At 69.1% G+C, this 21169-nt stretch carries 20 protein-coding genes; 14 read left to right on the top strand and 6 right to left on the bottom strand.

From position 1 onward, the window contains the following. Window positions 1–89: 89 nt before the first annotated feature. The 5 genes from BUE30_RS14455 to coxB form a co-directional block, all read right to left on the bottom strand. Window positions 90–890, bottom strand: a complete 801-nt coding sequence (locus tag BUE30_RS14455; RefSeq protein WP_073332484.1) for a cytochrome c oxidase subunit 3 — start codon at window positions 888–890, stop codon at window positions 90–92. Window positions 891–937: 47 nt separating this feature from the next. Beyond that, window positions 938–1585, bottom strand: a complete 648-nt coding sequence (locus tag BUE30_RS14450) for a cytochrome c oxidase assembly protein (protein ID WP_073332481.1) — start codon at window positions 1583–1585, stop codon at window positions 938–940. Further along, complete coding sequence (locus BUE30_RS14445; protein WP_073332476.1) at window positions 1582–1842, bottom strand: hypothetical protein; 261 nt, start codon at window positions 1840–1842, stop codon at window positions 1582–1584. The genes BUE30_RS14450 and BUE30_RS14445 overlap by 4 nt, the downstream gene beginning before the upstream one ends. Beyond that, window positions 1833–2792, bottom strand: coding sequence for a heme o synthase (cyoE, locus tag BUE30_RS14440; RefSeq protein WP_073332472.1), 960 nt, complete (start codon window positions 2790–2792; stop codon window positions 1833–1835). The genes BUE30_RS14445 and cyoE overlap by 10 nt, the downstream gene beginning before the upstream one ends. An 82-nt stretch (window positions 2793–2874) precedes the next feature. Further along, the gene (gene coxB, locus BUE30_RS14435; RefSeq protein WP_083601402.1) at window positions 2875–3762 is read right to left on the bottom strand and encodes a cytochrome c oxidase subunit II; all 888 of its coding nucleotides are present in this window, start codon (window positions 3760–3762) and stop codon (window positions 2875–2877) included. Window positions 3763–3976: 214 nt separating this feature from the next. On the opposite strand from coxB, the gene tldD reads away from it, so the two are divergent. From tldD to BUE30_RS14400, 7 genes are all read left to right on the top strand, one after another. Further along, window positions 3977–5428, top strand: a complete 1452-nt coding sequence (gene tldD / locus BUE30_RS14430) for a metalloprotease TldD (protein ID WP_073332468.1) — start codon at window positions 3977–3979, stop codon at window positions 5426–5428. Window positions 5429–6005: 577 nt separating this feature from the next. Next, window positions 6006–7226, top strand: a complete 1221-nt coding sequence (gene dprA, locus BUE30_RS14425) for a DNA-processing protein DprA (RefSeq protein ID WP_073333013.1) — start codon at window positions 6006–6008, stop codon at window positions 7224–7226. A gap of 164 nt (window positions 7227–7390) precedes the next feature. Then, window positions 7391–10201, top strand: coding sequence for a type I DNA topoisomerase (topA, locus tag BUE30_RS14420; protein ID WP_073332463.1), 2811 nt, complete (start codon window positions 7391–7393; stop codon window positions 10199–10201). Between the two features lie 272 nt (window positions 10202–10473). Further along, complete coding sequence (locus tag BUE30_RS14415; RefSeq protein ID WP_073332458.1) at window positions 10474–11328, top strand: DUF481 domain-containing protein; 855 nt, start codon at window positions 10474–10476, stop codon at window positions 11326–11328. 191 nt (window positions 11329–11519) lie between these two features. Continuing rightward, window positions 11520–12266, top strand: coding sequence for a CoA transferase subunit A (locus BUE30_RS14410; RefSeq protein ID WP_073332454.1), 747 nt, complete (start codon window positions 11520–11522; stop codon window positions 12264–12266). Window positions 12267–12269: 3 nt separating this feature from the next. Continuing rightward, complete coding sequence (locus BUE30_RS14405; RefSeq protein ID WP_073332450.1) at window positions 12270–12893, top strand: 3-oxoacid CoA-transferase subunit B; 624 nt, start codon at window positions 12270–12272, stop codon at window positions 12891–12893. Further along, window positions 12886–13182 carry a GNAT family N-acetyltransferase gene (locus BUE30_RS14400; protein ID WP_244526373.1) on the top strand — a complete coding sequence of 99 codons (297 nt, stop codon included), beginning with the start codon at window positions 12886–12888 and terminating at the stop codon, window positions 13180–13182. Before BUE30_RS14405 ends, BUE30_RS14400 begins: the two co-directional genes overlap by 8 nt. Before the next feature lie 9 nt (window positions 13183–13191). Here the strand turns inward: BUE30_RS14400 and BUE30_RS14395 are convergent, their stop codons facing one another. After that, window positions 13192–14064: a lytic transglycosylase domain-containing protein gene (locus BUE30_RS14395; RefSeq protein ID WP_073332440.1), complete on the bottom strand. Its 873-nt coding sequence runs from the start codon at window positions 14062–14064 to the stop codon at window positions 13192–13194. Window positions 14065–14416: 352 nt separating this feature from the next. Between BUE30_RS14395 and BUE30_RS14390 the strand changes: the two genes are divergently transcribed. The 7 genes from BUE30_RS14390 to BUE30_RS14360 all read left to right on the top strand — a co-directional run bounded on the left by BUE30_RS14390 (window position 14417) and on the right by BUE30_RS14360 (window position 21166). After that, window positions 14417–14611, top strand: coding sequence for a Flp family type IVb pilin (locus tag BUE30_RS14390; protein ID WP_073333007.1), 195 nt, complete (start codon window positions 14417–14419; stop codon window positions 14609–14611). Between the two features lie 178 nt (window positions 14612–14789). Continuing rightward, window positions 14790–14996, top strand: a complete 207-nt coding sequence (locus BUE30_RS14385; protein WP_083601401.1) for a hypothetical protein — start codon at window positions 14790–14792, stop codon at window positions 14994–14996. 22 nt (window positions 14997–15018) lie between these two features. Then, window positions 15019–15867, top strand: coding sequence for a Flp pilus assembly protein CpaB (gene cpaB / locus BUE30_RS14380; RefSeq protein ID WP_073332435.1), 849 nt, complete (start codon window positions 15019–15021; stop codon window positions 15865–15867). Between the two features lie 207 nt (window positions 15868–16074). Beyond that, a complete protein-coding gene (locus BUE30_RS14375) occupies window positions 16075–17499 on the top strand; it encodes a type II and III secretion system protein family protein (RefSeq protein WP_073332431.1) in 1425 nt (474 codons plus the stop codon). Between the two features lie 40 nt (window positions 17500–17539). Next, complete coding sequence (locus tag BUE30_RS14370; protein WP_073332429.1) at window positions 17540–18196, top strand: OmpA family protein; 657 nt, start codon at window positions 17540–17542, stop codon at window positions 18194–18196. A 235-nt stretch (window positions 18197–18431) separates the two neighbouring features. Beyond that, window positions 18432–19694, top strand: a complete 1263-nt coding sequence (locus BUE30_RS14365; RefSeq protein ID WP_073332427.1) for a CpaE/TadZ family protein — start codon at window positions 18432–18434, stop codon at window positions 19692–19694. Window positions 19695–19714: 20 nt separating this feature from the next. Beyond that, window positions 19715–21166, top strand: a complete 1452-nt coding sequence (locus tag BUE30_RS14360; RefSeq protein ID WP_073332424.1) for a TadA family conjugal transfer-associated ATPase — start codon at window positions 19715–19717, stop codon at window positions 21164–21166. Window positions 21167–21169 lie beyond the last annotated feature (3 nt).

Genomic DNA, 21169 nt, shown 5'->3' with positions numbered 1-21169 from the left:
GGGCCCCGGATGTCGGACAGGAAAAACGCGCGGGCAGCCCTCGCCCCCCGCGCGTCCGGATCAGGCGGCCGGCGGCACGGCCGGCCGGCTCAGGCACCCCAGATGTAGATCGAGGCGAAGAGGAACAGCCAGACCACGTCGACGAAGTGCCAGTACCAGGCGGCGGCCTCGAAGCCGACATGCTTGGTCGGGGTGAAGTCACCGGCCTGCAGCCGCAGCAGGCAGACCAGCAGGAAGATCGTGCCGACGATGACGTGGAAGCCGTGGAAGCCGGTCGCCATGAAGAAGACCGCGCCGTAGACGTTGCCGGCGAAGCCGAAGGCCGCGTGGCTGTACTCGTAGGCCTGGAAGAAGGTGAAGATCACGCCGAGGACGACGGCGAGGATCAGGCCCCACTTCATGTCCTTGCGGTTGTTCTCGTGCACGAGCGCGTGGTGCGCCCAGGTCGCCGCCGCACCCGAGCAGAGCAGGATCAGCGTGTTGATCAGCGGGAGGTGCCAGGGATCGAAGGTGATGATCCCCTCCGGCGGCCAGACGCCGTCCTGGGCGGGAGAGTTCGGCCCCATCGGGTAGAGCGCGTTCTTGAAGAACGCCCAGAACCACGCGGCGAAGAACATCACCTCGGACATGATGAACATGATCACGCCGTAGCGCAGGCCGATCACGACGACGGGCGTATGGTCGCCCGAGCGGCTTTCGCGCACCACGTCCGCCCACCAGGCATACATGACGTAGAGCGTGCCGACGAAGCCGATAGCGAACATGAAGGGCGTGACGCCCCGCATCCAGAGCACCGCCCCGAACAGCATGACGAAGGCCGAGACTGCCTGCAGGAAGGGCCAGATCGACGGGTTGATGATGTGGTAGTCGTGGTTCTTTGCGTGCGCCATCTTGTCCGGTCTCTCGTCCCTCTCCGCCCCCTTTGCCGGGGGCGTATTCAGTTCTGGTCTATGGCCGACGGGCGGCTTTCGGTCAATTCCGGCGACAGCGCCGCCTGCTCCTGCGCGGCGGTCGCCTCCGCCCCCTCCTGCCAGTTCTCGGGCAGGTCGATCTCGTAGAAGGTGTAGCTCAGCGTCAGCTCGCGGACGTATTTCGCCTCGCGGTGATCGACGAGGTCGGGATCGACGTAGAAGCTGACGGGCATCTGCACGGTCTGGCCCGGCAGCAGCACCTGCTCGGTGAAGCAGAAGCACTGGACCTTGTCGAAGAAGGCGCCGACCGAATAGGGCGCCACGTTGAAGCTGGCCTGCCCCGCCACCGGCACGTCGGAGGTGTTCGTCGCCTCGTAGAAGGCCAGCCCGCTCTCGCCGATGCGCACGCGCATCTCGGTCTGGACGGGCCGGAATTCCCACGGCATGTCGGGCGCCACGTTGGCGTCGAAGCGCACGAGCATCGTGCGGTCGAGGATGCGGTCGGATTCCTCGCTGGCGACCTGGGTCGTGCCGCCGAAGCCGGTGACGGCGCAGAACCACGAATAGAACGGCACCGCGGCCCAGGCCATCGCGCCCATGAAGACGACGACCGAGCCGGCCATCGCGGCCGTGCGCAGGTTGGGGTCGCGGATCCGGTCGAAGGGGGTCTTCATCGCTGCGTTTCCTCCTCGCCCTGGTCTGTCGGGGCGGCCGCGTCCGTCGTGTCTGCCGCCTCTCGCTCGGCCGCGACGTCCAGCGCCGGGCGGGCGACGTGGTCGAAACGTTCCATCTCGGCCGCCGAGCCGAGGTTCAGCGTCTTGACCACCGTCAGGCCGAAGACGATCCCGACGAATCCGATCAGCACGACCAGCAGGCCCACATTGCGGCCGCGCCGGCGGCGGTGGATCTCGTGCTCGACCCTCAGAGCCATGCGACCGCTCCTTCCAGCCGGACGACGAGCGGCGTCGCCTCGACCATGAGCAGGCCGAAATGGAGGAAGAGATACCACAGCGACAGCTTGAACAGCTTGCGCTCGGCCAGGAAGCGGTCGGCCTCGGCGGTCGCCTGGTCGCGGCGCCAGACCCGCGCCGCGCCCGCCACGAAGGCGGCGTTGAGCGCGATCGAGCCGGCGAGGTAGATCGGCCCCCCGACCGAGGTCAGACCGAGCGCCAGCGCCACTGGGGCGAGCAGGAGCGCATAGGCGAGGATGTGGTTGCGGGTCGCGCGGGCGCCATGCGTCTCGGTCAGCATGGGCACGCCGGCATCGCCGTAATCGGACCGCACGAACAGCGCGAGCGCCCAGAAATGCGGCGGCGTCCACATGAAGACGAGCGCCACCATGAGCCACGGCTCCAGCGCCATGGCGCCGGTCGCGGCGACCCAGCCGACCAGCGGCGGCAGTGCCCCCGCCAGTCCGCCGATGACGATGTTCTGCGCGGTCGAGCGCTTGAGCCACATCGTGTAGACGACGGCGTAGAAGAAGATGGTGAAGGCGAGCAGCGAGGCGGCGAACCAGTTCGTCGCGAGGCCCAGCATCAGCACCGAGAAGCCCGAGAGCGCGACGCCGAGGCCCAGCGCCTCGCCCGCCTCGACCCGGCCGGCGGGGACCGGGCGGCCGCGGGTCCGCTTCATCCGGGCGTCGATGTCGGCGTCCCACCACATGTTCAGCGCGCCGGACGCGCCGCCGCCGATGGCGATGCACAGGATCGCGACGAAGCCGACGAAGGGATGGACCGGCGCCGGCGCGACCAGCAGCCCGACCAGCGCGGTGAAGACGACCAGCGACATGACCCGCGGCTTGAGCAGCGCGAGGTAGTCGCCGAACCCCGCCTCCGGGGTCCTGCCGTCGTCAAGGCCGTCGTTCAGGGACACGTCGGTCATCGTCTCTCCGGGGGACCGGCGCGGCGGGAAGAGCCGCGGCCGGCGCGTATCGGGGTGCGGGGGCGGGCCCCCGCCTGTCGGCTCACCAGGCGCGGTAGTCGCCGTCGGTCTGGACCCGTTCGACCCAGGCGGCATAGGCCTCGGGCGAGACTACCTTCACGGTGATCGGCATGTAGGCGTGGGCCTGTCCGCAAAGCTCGGAACACTGGCCGAAATACACACCTTCCTGCTCGGCCGCGAACCACAGTTGCGCGATCCGGCCCGGTACGGCGTCCTGCTTCACCCCGAAGGCGGGGATGGTCCAGGAATGGATCACGTCGGCGGCGGTGACGTCCATCACGATGGTCGCCCCGACCGGGACCACGACGGCGGTGTCGGTCGCCAGCTTGAACTCGCTGTCGGAATAGCCCGCCTCGGTCAGCTGCTCGCTGATCTCGGGCGACAGGTTCCCCATGCCGGCCCCGATCATGTAGCTCTCGAAGGCGATGTCCTCTTCGGGGTATTCGTAGCCCCAGTACCACTGGTAGCCCGTCACCTTGATGCGGATGTCGGCCTCCGGGATCTCCTGCTGATTGAAGAGGACCGGCAGGGAGAAGGCGCCGATGAAGACCAGGATCACGATCGGCACGATCGTCCAGGCGATCTCCAGCGGGGAATTGTGGGTGAAGGTCGCGGGCGTCTTGTTCCGCCGCGCGTTGTAGCGAAGGATCACGTAGGCCAGCAGGCCGAGCACGAAGATCACGATGACGCTGATGATCACCAGCAGCAGGCCGTCCAGCCAGTGGATCTCGCGCGCCAGCTCGGTCGCGGCGGGCTGCCAGCCCATCGCGCCCGGAACCGGTTCGCCGATGATCTCCAGTCCCTCGAGCGGATCGACCGCCTCGACCAGCGTCTGCGCCGCGGCGGGGGCGGCCAGGGTCAGAGCGGCGAGGCCGGCCCACATCTGTCTGCAATGCTTCATCAGGTCCATCCGGTCGGCCCCTCGCCTCGTCCTAGCGTGATCTTGTCCCTTGCGCGGGGATGCCCCATGTCGGGGCACACGTCTCCCGCGCCGTCGCGGGGGTATTCCCACAATCCGCGCTCCGGAACAAGAAGGCGGGTTGCGGCAAACGGCCGCGAAGGCGGCCGGTCCGATCCAGATCGGCCGCATCCGCGGCCGGCCCGTTCCAAGTCGAGGCTTCCCCATGACGCACGGCACGACCAACGCCCCCGCCCCCTTCCGCCCCTTCGAGGACCAGCTGGACGAGGACCGCGCCCTCGCCCTGCTGCGCGAGGCGGTGGCCGGTGCCGATGACGGCGAACTCTTCCTGGAACGGCGCGCCTCGGAGGTGCTGGCCTTCGACGACGGGCGGCTGCGCACGGCCAGCTTCGACGCGTCGGAGGGGTTCGGCCTGCGCGCCGTCCGGGGCGAGACGGCGGGCTACGCCCATTCGACCACGCTGGACGAGCATGCGCTGCGCCGCGCGGTCGAGACGGCGCGGCTGGCCGTCGGGGATGGCGGCGGCACGATGGCCCCTCCTCCGCCGCGCACCAACCGCCGGCTCTATGCCGATCTCGATCCCGTCTCCGGCGCCGCCTTCGGCGTGAAGGTCGAGACCCTGCGCGAGATCGACGCCTATGCCCGCGCCGCCGATTCCCGCGTCGTGCAGGTCACCGCCAGCCTCGCCGCCAGTCACCAGGAGGTGGCGATCCTCCGGCCCGAGGGCGATCTCTACACCGACGTGCGGCCGATGGCGCGGATGAATGTCAGCGTGATCCTCGAGCAGGACGGCCGGCGCGAGAGCGGGACCGCCGGAAGCGGGGGCCGCCACGGCCTGTCGGGGCTGATGCAGCCCGAGACGTGGAAGGCCCTCGTCGACGAGGCGACGCGCATCGCCGCGGTGAACCTGACAGCCGTGCCCGCCCCCGCGGGGGTGATGGATGTCGTCCTCGGACCCGGCTGGCCCGGCATCCTGCTGCACGAGGCGGTGGGTCACGGGCTGGAAGGGGATTTCAACCGCAAGGGCTCCTCCGCATTCGCCGGGCTGATGGGCCAGCAGGTCGCCGCCGGGGGCGTGACCGTCCTCGACGACGGCACGATCCCCGACCGGCGCGGCTCGCTCACCATCGACGACGAGGGCACGCCGTCGGGAAAGAACGTCCTCATCGAGGACGGCCGCCTGGTGGGCTACATGCAGGACCGCCAGAACGCGCGGCTGATGGGGGTGACCCCGACCGGCAACGGGCGGCGCGAGAGCTTCGCCCATATCCCGATGCCGCGGATGACGAATACCTACATGCTGGCGGGGCCGGACGATCCGGCGGACATCGTGGCGGACCTGAAGGACGGGATCCACGCCGTCGGCTTCGGCGGCGGCCAGGTCGACATCACGAGCGGCAAGTTCGTCTTCTCCTGCACCGAGGCCTACCGTGTCCGCAACGGCGTCAGGGGAGAGGCGATCAAGGGCGCGACGCTGATCGGCGACGGAGCGACCGCGCTGATGAAGATCCGCGGGATCGGCAACGACCTCGCGCTCGATCCCGGGATCGGCAATTGCGGCAAGGCCGGGCAATGGGTGCCGGTCGGGGTCGGGCAGCCGACGCTGATGATCGGCGGTCTGACGGTGGGCGGCGCGCAGGCGGGCGGGTCCGAATGAAGTTCCGGCATCGTTTACCGCTGTTTAACCAATGATCCGGTAGAACCGGACTCGCAGCGGGCCGGGCCCGGGGGCGCGGGCCGGATACGAGGGGTCTCCCTCCTTCCGACTCACCCCCCACTCCCACCCACCAGGAAGCTTTGGTCCCGTCACCGGCCGGTCCGCTGCACCCGATACGGGTTCGCATTCCAGTGATCTCCGCCCCGGCCGGGGCCATACCGGGCGCAGGGCATGCTTCGCCGGGTGTCTCTTGTCCGGGCGCCGCGCACGCTGCGCGCGCTGTCTCCTGTCCGGGCGCCACGCGCCCGGCCCCGGAACCCCGGCGTCGGAAGTGCCGCCGGGCCGTCCCGGGGCCGAACCCGGCCCGCCCTCCCCCATGATCCGCGTCTGCCGTGTCGAATGGCCCGGGCTGCCCTGGCTGGCGGCCGGACGAGCGGTGCCGACCGGGCCTGCGCGCCGGAGCCGTGCGATCGCTCGATGATCCCGGCCGCCCTTTTTCCGCCGCCGGTCTTAACGCCGCCTTAACCCTGACCGCGCGAGGATGGGCCGACAGCTGCCGGGGGGCCGCATGACGACGATGGACAGGGCCTGCGCGCCCGGAACGGACCAGCAGGCGGCCGGCCTCCCCCTGACCGAGGGCGAGCGGCTGGACTGGCTGCGCCTTCTGCGCTCTCGCCGGGTCGGGCCGACGACCTTCTGGCGCCTGATGGAGGAGGAGGGGTCGGCCGCCGCCGGTCTCGACGCGCTGCCGCGCATCGCCGCGGCGGCGGGGGTGAGGGATTACGCCCCCTGCACCGCCGACCTCGCCCGGGCCGAGCTGGATCGCGGCGCGCGGATCGGCGCCCGCCTCGTCGGACGGGACGAGGCGGGCTACCCGCCCGGGCTGCGCGAGCTGCCCGACGCCCCGCCACTGGTCTGGCTTCGCGGGCCCCTGCCCGTAGACCGTCCGGCAATCGGCATCGTGGGGGCGCGCAACGCCTCTTCCCTCGGGCTGCGGATGGCGACGCGGCTGGCCGCCCAGCTCTCGGCCGCGGGCTGGTGCGTCGTCTCGGGCCTCGCCCGGGGGATCGACGCCGCCGCGCACGAGGCCGCCCTGTCCGGCCCCGGGGGGACGCTGGCGGTGATGGCGGGGGGCGTCGACATCGTCTACCCGCCCGAGAACGCGGATCTCGCCCGGCGCATCGGCGCCGCCGGACTGCTGCTCTCCGACCAGCCGATCGGAACCACGCCGCAGGCACGGCACTTCCCCGCGCGCAACCGGCTGATCTCGGGGATCGCCCGCGCCGTGGTGGTGGTCGAGGCGGCCGCGCGGTCCGGCTCGCTCATCACCGCGCGGACGGCGCTGGACCAGGGGCGCGAGGTGCTGGCCGTTCCGGGCCACCCGTTCGACGCCCGCGCCGGCGGGGCGAACGCGTTGATCCGCGACGGGGCAATCCTCGTCCGTCATGCCGAGGACGTGATCGAGGCCCTGGGACCGGCGCCGGGACCGGCGCCGTCCTCCGCGCCGCGACCGGGCACCGGCGCGGTCCCGCAGCCCCGGGCGGTCCGTGGCCCGGCGCCGGTCCCCGGCCCCGCGCCCGGCGGCGGGCCGGAGCCCGCCCCGGGTCGGCCGCTGCGCGAGATCGCGCAGCTGCACCGGCGCATCCTCGACCGGCTCGGCCCCTCCCCGGTGGCGGAGGACCAGCTGATCCGCGATCTCGCCGCCGAGGCGAGCGCGGTCACCCCCGCCCTGACCGACCTCGAGCTGGAGGGCCGGATCGCGCGCCGTCCCGGCGGCCTGATCGCCCGCGCCGATTGAGGGGGCATCGGGGCGCCGCCGCCCCCTCGTCCTTTCCGCGACCGGGGCGCGGGACGGCCGAGGGGGGTGATTGACAATCGCGCGGCAGACCTCACATGGTCCGCAGCCATTCGGGCCGCCCCCCGGCCCGGGCCCCACTTCCGCCCGCATCCCCGAAGGTCCCCATGCCCGTCGTCGTCGTCGAATCGCCTGCCAAGGCAAAGACAATCAACAAGTATCTGGGCCCGGGCTATACCGTCCTCGCCTCCTACGGGCATGTCCGCGACCTGCCGCCCAAGGACGGATCGGTCGATCCGGAGCATGATTTCGAGATGAAGTGGGAGGTGGCCTCGGACAGCCAGAAGCATGTCCGCGCCATCGCCGAGGCGCTGAAGGACGACAATGCCCTGATCCTCGCCACCGACCCCGACCGCGAGGGCGAGGCGATCTCGTGGCACCTGCAGGAGGCGCTGACGAAGCGGCGCGCCATCCGGAAGGACACCGACGTCAAGCGGGTCACCTTCAACGCGATCACCAAGTCCGCGGTCGAGAAGGCGATGGCCGCCCCGCGCCAGGTCGACGCCCCGCTGGTCGAGGCCTATCTCGCCCGCCGCGCGCTCGACTATCTCGTCGGCTTCAACCTGTCCCCCGTGCTCTGGCGCAAGTTGCCGGGCGCGAAATCGGCGGGTCGCGTGCAGTCGGTCTGCCTGCGGCTCATCGTCGAGCGCGAGATGGAGATCGAGGCCTTCCGCCCCGTCGAATACTGGAGCGTGAAGGCGCTGCTGGCGACCCCGCGCGGGGATACGTTCGAGGCGCGGCTGACCACGCTCGGCGGCAAGCGGCTGGAGCGGCACGACCTGAAGACCCGGACGGATGCCGACATGGCGGTCCAGGCCGTCACCTCGCGCGAGCTGAAGGTGAAGTCCGTCGAGGCCAAGCCCGGCACGCGCAATCCCGCCCCGCCCTTCATGACCTCGACCCTCCAGCAGGAGGCGTCCCGCAAGTTCGGCATGGGCGCCAAGGCGACGATGAGCGCGGCCCAGCGCCTCTACGAGGCGGGGCTGATCACCTACATGCGGACCGACGGGATCGACATGGCGCCCGAGGCGGTGATGTCCGCTCGCGACGCGATCCGGGACCGTTTCGGCGAGGCGTACCTGCCCAAATCCCCGCGCATGTACAAGAACAAGGCCAAGAACGCGCAGGAAGCACATGAATGCATCCGGCCGACGGACATGTCCCTCGCCACCGAAAGGCTGCGCATCGCCGAGGCCGACCAGCGGAAGATCTACGACCTGATCTGGAAGCGCACGCTCGCCAGCCAGATGGAGGCCGCGAAGCTGGAGCGCACGACGGTCGAGATCGCCAGCGCCGACGGACAGGTCGGCCTGCGGGCGACCGGCCAGCGGATCGTCTTCGACGGCTTCATCGCGATCTATGTCGAGGGCCGGGACGAGCCCTCGGGCGAGGACGACGACGCCATCCTGCCGCGCATCGAGGAGGGCGAGGTCGCCGCGCAAGGCAAGGGATCGCTGGCCGAGGCCTTTGCCAAGGCGGCCGAGAAGGGCGACGGCGCGGATGCGCTGGTCGAGACCGACGGCTCGGGCAACCCCCACGCCATCCTGTCGAAGGACGAGGGCACGCTGGCGCTGCAGCACCACACCCAGCCGCCGCCGCGCTACACCGAGGCGACGCTGGTCAAGAAGATGGAGGAGCTCGGCATCGGCCGCCCCTCCACCTATGCCTCGATCGTGACCACGATCCAGGATCGCGGTTACGTCCAGAAGGACAAGAACCGGCTGATCGCGCAGGACAAGGGCCGGCTCGTGACGGCGTTCCTGTCGAACTACTTCAAGCGCTACGTCGATTACGACTTCACCGCCGACCTCGAGGAGGATCTCGACCGCGTCTCGGCGGGGGAGAGCGACTACAAGCAGCTGCTCGCCCGGTTCTGGCGCGACTTCTCGGCCGCCATCGCCGAGACGAGCGAGCTGCGGATCACCGAGGTTCTCGACAAGATCAACGAGGTGCTGGAGCCGCATCTCTTCCCGCCGACCCCCGACGGGACCGACCCGCGGCTCTGCCCCAATTGCGGCGCGGGGCGGCTGTCGATGCGGACCGCCCGTTCGGGCGGCGCCTTCATCGGCTGCTCGAACTATCCCGAATGCCGCTACACCCGGCCCTTCGGCCCCCCCGGCATGGCCGAGGAGGGCACGGGGATCGGTCCGGACGGCAAGATCCTGGGCGAGGACCAGGGAGAGAAGATCACGCTGCGCGACGGCCGGTTCGGCCCCTACGTCCAGCGCGGCGAGCCCACGGAGGAGGCGCCGAAGCCCCCTCGTGCCTCGCTGCCCAAGGGCTGGTCGCCCTCCGACATCGACCTCGAGAAGGCGCTGATGCTGCTGAACCTGCCGCGCGAGATCGGCCCCCATCCCGAGGACGGGATGATGATCTCGGCCGGGATCGGCCGCTACGGGCCCTTCGTCGCCCATGACCGCGAGGACGGGAAGAAGACCTACGCAAACCTCAAGGATGTCGAGGACGTCTTCACCATCGGCATGAACCGCGCGGTGGAGGAACTGGCCACGAAGGCGGCCCGCCGGGGCGGCGCGCGCGCGGCGGCCAAGGTGCTCAAGGACCTGGGCGAGCATCCCGAGGGCGGCGCGATGCAGATCCTCGAGGGCCGCTACGGCCCCTACATCAAGTGGGAGAAGGTCAACGCCACGATCCCCAAGGGCACCGCGCCCGAGGACGTGAACGAGGACATGGCGCTCGAACTGATCGCCGAGAAGGCCAAGAAGTCGGGCAAGAAGCCGACGAAGAAGGCAGCGGTTAAGAAGACGACCAAGACCGCGGCGAAGAAGACGACGAAAAAGGAGACCACGGCCGGGAAGACCACGGCGAAGAAGGCCCCGGCCGGGAAGAGCGCGGGCACCGGGAAGACCGCCGGAAAGAGCGCGAAACCCGATGCCGCGAAGGATGCCGGCGAAGGCTGACCGGCCCTTTGGGGATGATCCCCGGCGTTTCAAGGGGCGGGTAAGAGTTTCATCCCGGGCGTCGGCCAAACACGGCCGACGCCCGAGATTATTCAAGGATTACAGCGATCCAGAGCCATCAGCCTATCGTGATTGTTGCATAACGAAGACGCCTCCGCCGGGCGGGCGCGCGCGGCTGGACCTTTTGACCGTCCGCCCCACTTTTCCCCTCGAGCCGTGACGGAACTGTCGCGGACGCTGCATCCCATCCATCCCACTCCGAGGGGCAAGACATGAAAAAGACGACCATTCTCGGCACGGCCGCTGCCGTCGCTCTGCTTTCCGCCGGCACCGCCGCCTATGCGCAGCAGGGCATCGGGGCGACCGGCGCTCTCGACGCCGACCAGCAGAACGAAGACCTGATCGACGCGATCGAGGACGATGCCGAGCGCGACCTCGACCGGTTCGGCAATACCGGCCTGCCGCAGGGCCTGTCCGGCTCGTTCGCGCTGCGCGCCAACCTGCAGGACGGCAACACCGATGCCTACGACCTCGGCATCGGCACCGACCTCAACTACCTGTTCGGGCCGAACGGCATCGAGCTGCAGTTGAACTACAGCTACGGTGAAGAGGACGGCACGACGACGGACGAGAGCCTCGTCTACGCGCTGCAGTACACCCGCGACATCAACCCGCGGCTCTACGGTTTCGCCCGCCTGCAGGGTTCGTTCGACGAGTTCTCGTCCTTCCAGAGCGACACCTTCCTGTCCTTCGGCGCCGGCTACCGCGTGATCGCGACCGAGCAGACGCAGTGGGACGTGCAGGCCGGCGTCGGCTACCGCTACGCCGAGTTCAACTTCGACACGGCGCTCGATCCGCTGACCGACGACAGCTTCGACGAGCCGGCGATCGGCATCGGTTCGAACTACAGCCAGCGCCTGTCGCCGACGATGATCCTGACCAACGACACGGACATCATCTATTCGGACACCGACACGGTCGTATTCAACGACCTGGCCGTGTCCATGTCGATGACCGACAGCCTGTCGCTCCGGACCTCGCTGCTGACCGAGTACCACACCGACCCGCAGCCGGGCTTCGAGGACACCGACAACACCCTCGGCGTCTCCGTCGTCTACAGCTACTGATCGGCGCTTCTTCCGGCCCGGCATCCGTCCCTCGGGATGCCGGACCGGGAACATCGGGGCCTCTCCGCTTTTCCCGGGCGGAGGGGCCCTTCGCGTTTCGGGGGGATCACGACGAAAGCCGCCCTGCCCCCCCGCGTTGACACGCCCCGCCCTTCCCGCGACAACATCGGCGGATCAGGACGGAGGGCGAGATGCAGAAGGTTTACGGCTCGGCGGCGGAGGCCCTGGACGGCCTGCTGTCGGACGGAATGCTGATCGCCGCCGGCGGCTTCGGTCTGTGCGGAATCCCCGAACTGCTGATCGACGCCATCGTCGAGAGCGGGGTCAGGGACCTGACCGTGGCCTCGAATAATGCCGGCGTCGACGGCTTCGGCCTGGGCAAGCTGCTGGATACCCGCCAGATCCGCAAGATGATGTCCTCCTATGTGGGGGAGAACAAGGAGTTCATGCGCCAGTATCTCGGCGGGGAGTTGGAGCTGGAGTTCAACCCTCAGGGCACGCTGGCCGAGCGGATGCGCGCGGGCGGGGCCGGCATCCCCGGCTTCTACACCCGCACCGGCGCCGGCACCGTGATCGCCGAGGGCAAGGAGGTGAAGCGCTTCGCCGGCCCCGACGGCCGGGAGGAGGACTACATCCTCGAGCGCGGGATCTTCGCCGACCTGTCCATCGTGAAGGCCTGGAAGGCGGACGAGACCGGCAACGCGGTCTTCCGCAAGACGGCCCGCAACTTCAACCCGCCCGCGGCGATGTGCGGCCGGGTCTGCGTGATGGAGGTCGAGGAGATCGTGCCCGTCGGCAGCCTCGATCCCGACCACGTCCACCTGCCCGGCATCTACGTGCACCGGCTGATCCAGGGCCGGCACGAGAAGCGGATCGAACAGCGCACGACGCGCGCCCGCACCGACCAGGCGGCGGCCGCCGCCGGCGAGGAGGTCTGAGACATGCCCTGGACCCGTGACCAGATGGCGCAGCGCGCCGCTCAGGAGCTCGAGGACGGGATGTACGTCAATCTCGGCATCGGGATTCCGACGCTCGTGGCGAATTATACCGGCGACAAGGACATCACCCTGCAATCCGAGAACGGGATGCTGGGAATGGGCCCCTTTCCCTACGAGGGGGAAGAGGATGCCGATCTCATCAATGCCGGCAAGCAGACCATCACCGAACTGCCCAAGACCGCGTATTTCGACAGCGCCACCTCCTTCGGGATGATCCGGGGCGGAAAGATCGCCGCCGCCATCCTCGGCGCGATGGAGGTGGCCGAGAACGGCGATCTGGCGAACTGGATGATCCCGGGCAAGCTGGTGAAGGGCATGGGCGGGGCGATGGACCTCGTCGCCGGGGTCGGCCGCGTGATCGTGGTGATGGATCACCAGAACAAGGCCGGCGAGAGCAAGGTCCTGCGATCCTGCACCCTGCCGCTGACGGGGGCCGGCGTGGTCGACCGCATCATCACCAATCTGGGCGTCCTCGACGTGGTCGAGGGCGGCCTGCGCATCGTCGAACTCGCGGACGGCGTCAGCGAACAGCAGATGCGCGATGCGACGGAGGCGACGATTGTCTGAGGCGCCGCAGGTCCGTCAGAGCCGCTCGGGCCCCAGGGGCCGGTTCTGGATCGAGACGGAGGAGGGCGACGCCGAGCTGACGCTCTCCTTCGCGTCCGACGAGATGGCCATCGCCGACCATACCGGCGTGCCCGAAGCGCTGGAGGGGCGCGGCCTCGCCAGCACGCTGGTGCGGGCGCTGGTCGCCGACGCGCAGGAGAAGGGCTACCGGATCGTCCCGCTCTGCCCCTTCGTCGCGGCCTGGGCCCGCCGAAACCCCGAGCATGCCCGGCTGTTCATCTCGCGCTGAGGCGGAGCCTCACGTGCTGCCGACGAAGACGCAGCCGTCCGAGATGAGGACGGGCGGGGTGCGGCACAGGCCCCGCGCCACGGCGAAGGCGGCCAGCACCTTGGGCACGTAATCCCGCGTCTCGGCATAGGGCGGCACGCCGTCATTGCTGCGGACCGCCCCCTCCCCCGCATTGTAGCCCGCGAGCGCGAGGACCGGATCGCCGTCGAAATGCTCCAGCAGCCAGTCGAGATAGGCGACCCCGCCGCGGATCGACTGGGCCGGGCTCGCCCGGTCGGTGACGCCGAACCGCTCGGCCGTGGCGGGCATCAGCTGCATCAGCCCGAGTGCGCCGGCCGGGCTTTCGGCGCTGGCCCGCCCGCCGGATTCGATGGAGATCACGGCCAGGACCAGCGCCGGCGAGACCCGCGTGCCCACCGTCTCCATCAGGATCGTGGGCCCGTGAGCGGCCGCGAGCTCCTGCATGGCCTGCAGGCGCGGCGCGCGCACCTCGCCCCCGTCCGGGGCCTGTCCCAGCGCGCGGAGGGCGGCGTCGAGCCGGCCCGGGCCCGTATCGCCGATCGCGGGCGAGACGAGCCCCCAGAACCAGTCGTAGGCGGCGCGACGGCCCGCGGGCGCGGGACCGGGGGCGGCGACGGGCATCGCCGCCGGCTCTGCCGGCGTGTTGATCGCCCCGCCCCGGAAGTTCGAATCCCCCGCCCGGATCGCCGAGGGCGCGTCCGGGTCGATCTGCACGGTGATCCGCGGACCGCTCGTCGCGCCCGGCGCCATCACGCTGCGAAAGGTGAAGTTCGGCTGAAGCCGCCCGTCCTCGGCCAGCACCGGGCCGGGTACGAGCGTCAGCGCGGCCGCGAGGACCGCGCGTCCTGATCGTCTGGTCATGTCTGCCTGCCTCGGCATGTCATCGGGCCTGCGCCCCGTTTTGCCGCGAGGCTGGCACGGCCCGCCCCGCCGGACCAGCGGGGCCGGGAATCAGGGGCCGCGGGCGCGCCAAATCGGTCACGGGCGCCGAACCTTAGCCCGCCCTGTAGGGTTTTATTCAATATATGCATTGGCTTGCGGGATTGCCGATATTTCTGCCGGACTACAAAATTCACGATTGCGGTCCCATTCGCGCCCCAATCCGACGGGCATAAGGGCTCATCCAAGACGGGGATCGGGCAAGGTGAGAGAGGCTCGAAATGATCCGGCGGGATGTCTGGAAACCGAAGAGAAAACCCTAGGAGTGACCCTCATGACCAAATTCATCAACACCTTCGCCCGTGACGAAGACGGCGCCGTGACCGTCGACTGGGTCGTGCTGACCGCCGCCATCGTCGGCCTCGGCATCGCCGTCCTGGCGTCCGTCCGCAGCGGCGCGACCGATCTGGCCGGCGAGATCCAGACCGAACTGACAAACGCTGACATCACGAGCCCCTCCGGTCTCTGAGCTACGAGCACAGCCGCCTCTCTATAGGGCCGCGGATCCCGCGGCCCTATAGGTACAAGAACAGGCGATTATTGCGGATTCTGCTGTTCCGGTAATTCTCTTACTGCTCCGCTTGATTGGATATCGCGCCGGGGACCGACAACGGTTACGGCAAAATAAATGCAAAAGGCGTCTGGATATGGATTGCACCATTTTTTCCTTCCTGCGCGACTTTCACTCACGAGAGGATGGTGCAGTCACTGTCGATTGGGTCGTCCTGACGGCCGGCATTTTCGGATTTGGAATCCTGATTGTTGGACTAATCGCCCAAGGCGCAACGGATCCGGCTGACAGCGTTGGCGCGACGCTTTCCTCTGCTGACATTCAAGCCGTCAACTTCGACTAGAAACAGGCAGATAGGCACAACGATGCGAGCAGTATTCGGACTTGTCCTCCTCATCGGACTGGGACTGGCCGGCTTCGCCGTCTACATGGTCCAGGGCCATTTCGCGCAACAGGAACTGGCCCTCGCCCAGCAGCGGGCCCAGGCGGCCCAGCGCGTGCCCACGGTCGAGGTCTACGCCCTCGCCCGGGACATCGCCTATGGCGAGGAGATCACGCCGGAGGACGTGAAGCTCGTGCAATATGCCGAGCCGTTCCTGCCCGCCGGCATCTTCCGCACCGAGGAAGAGCTTTTCCCCCGCGGCACCGACGTCCTGCGCGCCGTGACGCAGCCGATGTGGGCGAACGAGCCCGTCCTCGCCTCGCGCGTGACCGAGCCCGGCGTCGATGCGGGGATCGAGACGCGTCTCTCGCCCGGCATGCGGGCATTCGCCATTTCCGTGAACGCGACATCGGGCGTGTCGGGCCATTTGCGGACCGGCAACCGGGTCGACGTCTACTGGACCGGCCGCCCGCCGGGCAACAGCACCTCCGAGGTGACGAAGCTTATCGAGACGTCCCTTCCGATCATTGCGGTCGACCAGTCCTCGGACACGACGCGCGAAGTCTCCCTCGCCGATACCGTCACGGTCGAGGTAACGCCTCAACAGGTTGCTCAGTTGAGGCAGGCGCAGGCGACCGGGTCGCTGGCCCTGTCGCTGATCGGCCAGCGGGACGAGACCATCGCCTCCGCGATCGAGGTGGACCAGCGCTCTCTCCTCGGGATCGTGGAACAGGCGCCGGTCGTCGAGGAGGCGCCCGACATGCCGGAAGTCTGCACCACGCGGGTCCGTCGCGGATCCGAGGTGGTGGACATTCCGATCCCCTGCAACTGACCCGGCGCCGACCGGGCGAGATGGCCGGCGGGGCGCCCTGTAGCGGGGCGCCCCGCCGGCGTTCGGGCCGATCCCTATGTTGCGGCAGTCCCACAACGCATAGCCGTAGGGGAAGGGGATTCTTGCATTAATACGACCCGCTCGTCAGGGTCGGCCCAATCGCGGGCGCAAAGACCCGGACATTTTCGTGATCGAGAGGCAGGTCACATGACAATCGACAAGTTTCTGAGGGCGGCCCTGGCCGGTCTCGCGCTCGGGCTCGCCGTTCCGGCTGCCCCGGCGGCGGCCGAGACGCTGCAGATCCTCGCGGGCTCGCCCAACCGGCCGCTGCAGGTTCCGATGAACCGCGCCGTCGTGGTCGAGAGCGACATCCCCTTTGCCGAGATCTCGATCGCCAATCCCGGCATTGCCGACATCTCGTCCCTGACCGACCGGACGATCTACCTCCTCGGCAAGGAGCCGGGTCGCACGACGATGACGATCCTGGGCGCCGATGGCGGACTGATCGCGAACGTCGAGGTCCAGGTCACGCCCGACATCGCCGAATTCCGCGAGCGCCTCGCCCAGGTGCTGCCGAACGAGCATGTCGAGGTGCGCACCGCCAATGACGGCATCGTCCTCAGCGGCACCGTCAGCTCGATCACGGCGCTCGACGCGGCGCTGGAACTGGCCAACCGCTACGCCCCCGACCGCGTCTCGAACCTGATGAGCGTCGGCGGCCAGCAGCAGGTCATGCTGCGCGTGCGCTTCGCCGAGATGCAGCGCTCGGTCGCGAAGTCGCTCTCCACCTCGCTGGGGCTCGGCGGCACCGCGCTCGGCGGCGATCTGGGGCTGACCGGCGGCACCAATACGCTCGGCAGCCAGGGGGGCCTGGCCAACGGCTTCGCCGGCAACATCCCGGCCGCCACCCAGAACAACGGCGCGATCCTGTTCGGCTTCAATGCCGGCGGCGTCGAGGTCGGCATCCTGCTCGAGGCGCTGGAGAGCCGCGGCGTGGTCCGCACCCTGGCCGAGCCGAACCTCACCGCCCTGTCGGGGCAGGAGGCGCGGTTCCTGGCGGGCGGCGAATATCCCGTGCCGATCAGCCAGGAGGGCGGCAACATCACCGTCGAGTTCAAGCCCTTCGGCGTCGAGCTCAACTTCACGCCGCGGGTCGTGGCGGGGGATCTCATCAATATCGAGCTCGAGGCCGCCGTCTCGTCCATCGACCCGACGAACGGCATCAACATCAACGGCTTCCAGATCGACGCCTTCCGCCGGCGCGAGACCTCCACCACCGTCGAGATGCGCGACGGCGAGAGCTTCGCGATCGCCGGCCTGCTGAGCGACGATTTCCGCGACATCAACGGCCAGGTGCCGTGGCTCGGCGACGTGCCGGTCCTGGGCGCGCTGTTCCGCTCGGCCGAATACGAACGCAACCAGACCGAACTGGTGATCATCATCACCGCCCATCTGGTCAGCCCGGTGCGCGGCGACACGCTGGCCCTGCCGACGGACCGCGTCCGCCCGCCCTCCGAGCGCGACCTGTTCCTGTTCGGACGCGTCTCGTCGGACGACGCGCCGCAGGCCGGCGGCGCGGGCGAAGTGGCCCGGCAGGACTTCTCGGGCAGCTACGGCTACGTGCTCGACTGACACATCACGCAGGCGCGGTTCAGCAACGGGGCGCAAGGCAATGAAGACTCTCGGCATTCTTACCTTGGCCCTTGGCGGGCTCGCGGCCTGCGCGCAGGCTCCGGCCAGCTTCGACCGCGAGGCGGGATCGGTGCAGACCACCTCCCCATTCGGCACCGCGGTGATCGAGAACTACCTTGCCCAGACCGACCCGGCGGCGGCGCGCATCGCGCTCGGCCAGCGGTTCGCGGCCGAGATCGACAGCACGGTGACCTTCGACTTCAACAGCGCCGCCCTGGGGCCAGAGGCGCAGGCCGTCCTCTCCCGTCAGGCGGACTGGATCCGCCAGTTCCCCGAGCTGCGCTTCTCGGTCTACGGGCATACCGACGGGGTCGGCTCGAACGGCTACAACTACAATCTGGGCCTGCGGCGGGCGAATGCCGTCGTGGCCTATCTCGTCGGGCGGGGCGTCGATCGCGGGCGCCTCGAGGCGCTCGTCTCCTATGGCGAGACCCGGCCCGTGGTGCCCACCGAGGCGCGCGAGCGCGCCAACCGGCGCACCGTGACCGAGGTCGCCGGCTTCTACGAGGGCGGCGGCACGCATTGCTGCCTCAACGGGCAATACGCCGAGGTGATCTTCCGCGACTACGTCGCCAGCGCCGGCACGCAGCAGACCCTCACCGGCATCCAGGGCAGCGAGGTCGCCACGGACCAGTAGCCGTTCCGTGCCGGATCCGCGGCTGGGGCGACAACGGCCGCCCCCGCCGCCGATCGTTCGCTCCGCCCTAACAATTACGCTCTTTCAGCCCAATTCCCGTCACCTTTGACGACGAAGGTGAGTGAAACCGGGAATGTCCCCCTCGACCATCTGACCGAATCGGTCGGGGGCCAGCGCCGGGTTCGCGCGACGCGCGGCCCGTGGCGCCCCGGGGTGGGATGAAGGAACGACGCGTATGAGCAGCACTGCCGCCCTGCAGCCGGACCCGGCGCCGATCGTCGCCTGCACGATCAGCCGCGACGTGCAGAACTTCGACCTTCTGATCGAGGACATGGAAGCGCTGATGGGCGAGAGCTGGGGCGATCTCAGCTTCGCCGACGCGCTCGCCTTTCTCGGGCAGGAGGATGCCTCCAGCCTGGAATTCGTCGCCATTGCGCTCGACGCCGAGGACGAGGGGGATCTCGGCCTCGTCATCGACATCGTGGCCGCCGCCAAGGGGCGCGGCATCAAGGTGGTGCTCATCACGGAGGATGTCTCGCCGGGCTCGCTGCATCAGCTGTTGCGCGAAGGCGGGGATGAATTCGTCCCCTACCCCCTGCCCGAGGGCGAACTGAACCGCGCGGTCGAGCGCCTGCGCCGCCCCCCGGTCGAGGATGTCGTCGCCGAGGAGCATCGCACCACGATCACGGCCACCGGCGACCGCTCGGGCGTCATCATCCCGGTCCACGGTCTCGCCGGCGGGACCGGAGCGACGATGCTCGCCGTCAATCTCGCCTGGGAACTGGCCAATGCGGACAAGGACGAGCCGCCGCGCGTCGCGCTGCTCGATCTCGACCTGCAGAACGGCGCGGTCGCGACCTATCTGGACCTGCCCCGCCGCGAGGCGGTGCTCGAGCTCCTGACCGAGACCGAGGCGATGGACAGCGAGGCCTTCATGCAGGCGCTGCTGACCTACGAGCAGAGGCTGCAGGTGCTGACGGCGCCCGCCGACCTCGTCCCGCTCGACCTCGTCGGACCGGCCGAGGTCGAGCGCATCCTCGAGATGGCGCGGACGAATTTCGACTACGTCGTGATCGACATGCCCTCCACCACCGTGGAATGGACCGAGACGGTGCTGTACGCGGCCCATGTCTACCTCGCCACGCTCGAGCTCGACATGCGATCGGCGCAGAACACGCTGCGGATCAAGCGCGCCTTCCAGGCCGAGGATCTGCCCTTCGACAAGTTCCGCTTCGTCCTGAACCGGGCGCCGGGCTTCACCGACCTCAACGGCAAGAGCCGGGTCAAGCGTCTGGCGGAATCGCTCGGCATCTCGATCGAGGTGCAGATGCCCGATGGCGGCAAGCCGGTGGCGGCCGCCGCCGACCAGGGCCGGCCGCTCGCGCTGGCCCAGCCCAAGGCGGCCCTGCGCAAGGAGATCGCGAAACTCGCGCACTCGATCCACGAGATCAACGTCGGCGCCGACGCAGCGCAGACCAGGAAACGCAAGCGGCGCTGAGGCGGAAAGGACGGAACCCGATGTTCTCGAAGTTCAAGAAACCCGACGCGGCGACCGCCGCGACCCCGCGGCCGGCTGAGGCCCCTGCCCCGGCATCGGCGCCGCAGGCCCGCGCCGTGCCCGCCCCGAAACCGGCCGCGCAGAAGGCCCCGCCCGCCCGGGCCGCGGCCACCGCCGCGCCGGTCGACAAGGAGAAGAAGCGCAAGGAGCGGCTGGCCGAGATAAAGCTCGAGCTGCACAAGGCGCTGCTCGAGAACCTGAACCTCTCCGCGCTCGAGAAGGCGGCGGAACAGGACCTCAAGGCCGAGATCCAGGCCATCGCGCAGGAATCGCTCGAGGAGATGGGCGTCGTCCTCAACCGCGAGGAACGGCACGCGCTGAACCAGGATCTCTACGACGAGGTGAAGGGCCTGGGCCCGCTCGAGGCGCTGCTCAAGGACGACACGGTCTCGGACATCCTGGTGAACGGGCCGCAGCAGATCTTCGTCGAGCGCAACGGCAAGCTTCAGCTGTCGGACATCACCTTCAAGGACGAACGCCACCTGATGCGGATCATCGACAAGATCGTGTCCGCGGTGGGCCGGCGTGTCGACGAATCCAACCCCTATGTCGACGCCCGCCTCGCCGATGGCAGCCGGTTCAACGCGATGGTGCCCCCGATCGCGGTCGATGGCTCGCTCGTCTCGATCCGGAAGTTCAAGAAGGACAAGCTCGGCATCGACGACCTCGTGCGATACGGCGCCTTCACCGAAGAGATGGCCGCATATCTGCAAGCCGCCGTCTCAACCCGGCTGAACGTGATCGTCTCGGGCGGGACCGGCTCGGGCAAGACGACCACGCTCAACGCCCTGTCGTCCTTCATCGACAATTCCGAGCGCATCCTGACGATCGAGGATACCGCGGAACTCCAGCTCCAGCAGACCCATGTCGGGCGGATGGAGAGCCGCCCCCCGAACGTCGAGGGGAAGGGCGCGGTGACGCCGCGCGATTGCCTCAAGAACGCCCTGCGGATGCGGCCTGACCGGATCATCGTCGGCGAGACGCGCGGCGAGGAGGTGATCGACATGCTCCAGGCGATGAACACGGGCCATGACGGGTCGATGACCACGATCCACGCCAACTCCGCCCGCGACGGCGTGAGCCGGCTCGAGAACATGATCGCCATGGCCGGGATCGAGATGCCGATGAAGGCGGTGCGCAGCCAGATTGCCTCGGCCGTCAACCTGATCGTGCAGGCGAGCCGCCTGCAGGACGGCTCGCGCCGCATGACCTCGATCACCGAGATCACCGGGATGGAGGGCGAGGTGATCTCGATGCAGGAGGTGTTCCGCTTTCAGCGCGTCGGCCTGACGCCCGACAACAAGATCATCGGCCATTTCACGGCGACCGGCGTGCGGTCGCACTACTCGGAACGCTTCCGGCTCTGGGGCTACGATCTGCCGCCCTCGATCTTCGAGCCCTTCAAGGGATAGACC

Origin of the sequence: Wenxinia saemankumensis (assembly GCF_900141735.1) — a bacterium.
GTDB lineage: Bacteria > Pseudomonadota > Alphaproteobacteria > Rhodobacterales > Rhodobacteraceae > Wenxinia > Wenxinia saemankumensis.
The sequence above is the reverse complement of the archived record's forward strand: the minus strand, read 5'-3'. Positions and strand labels throughout refer to the sequence as shown.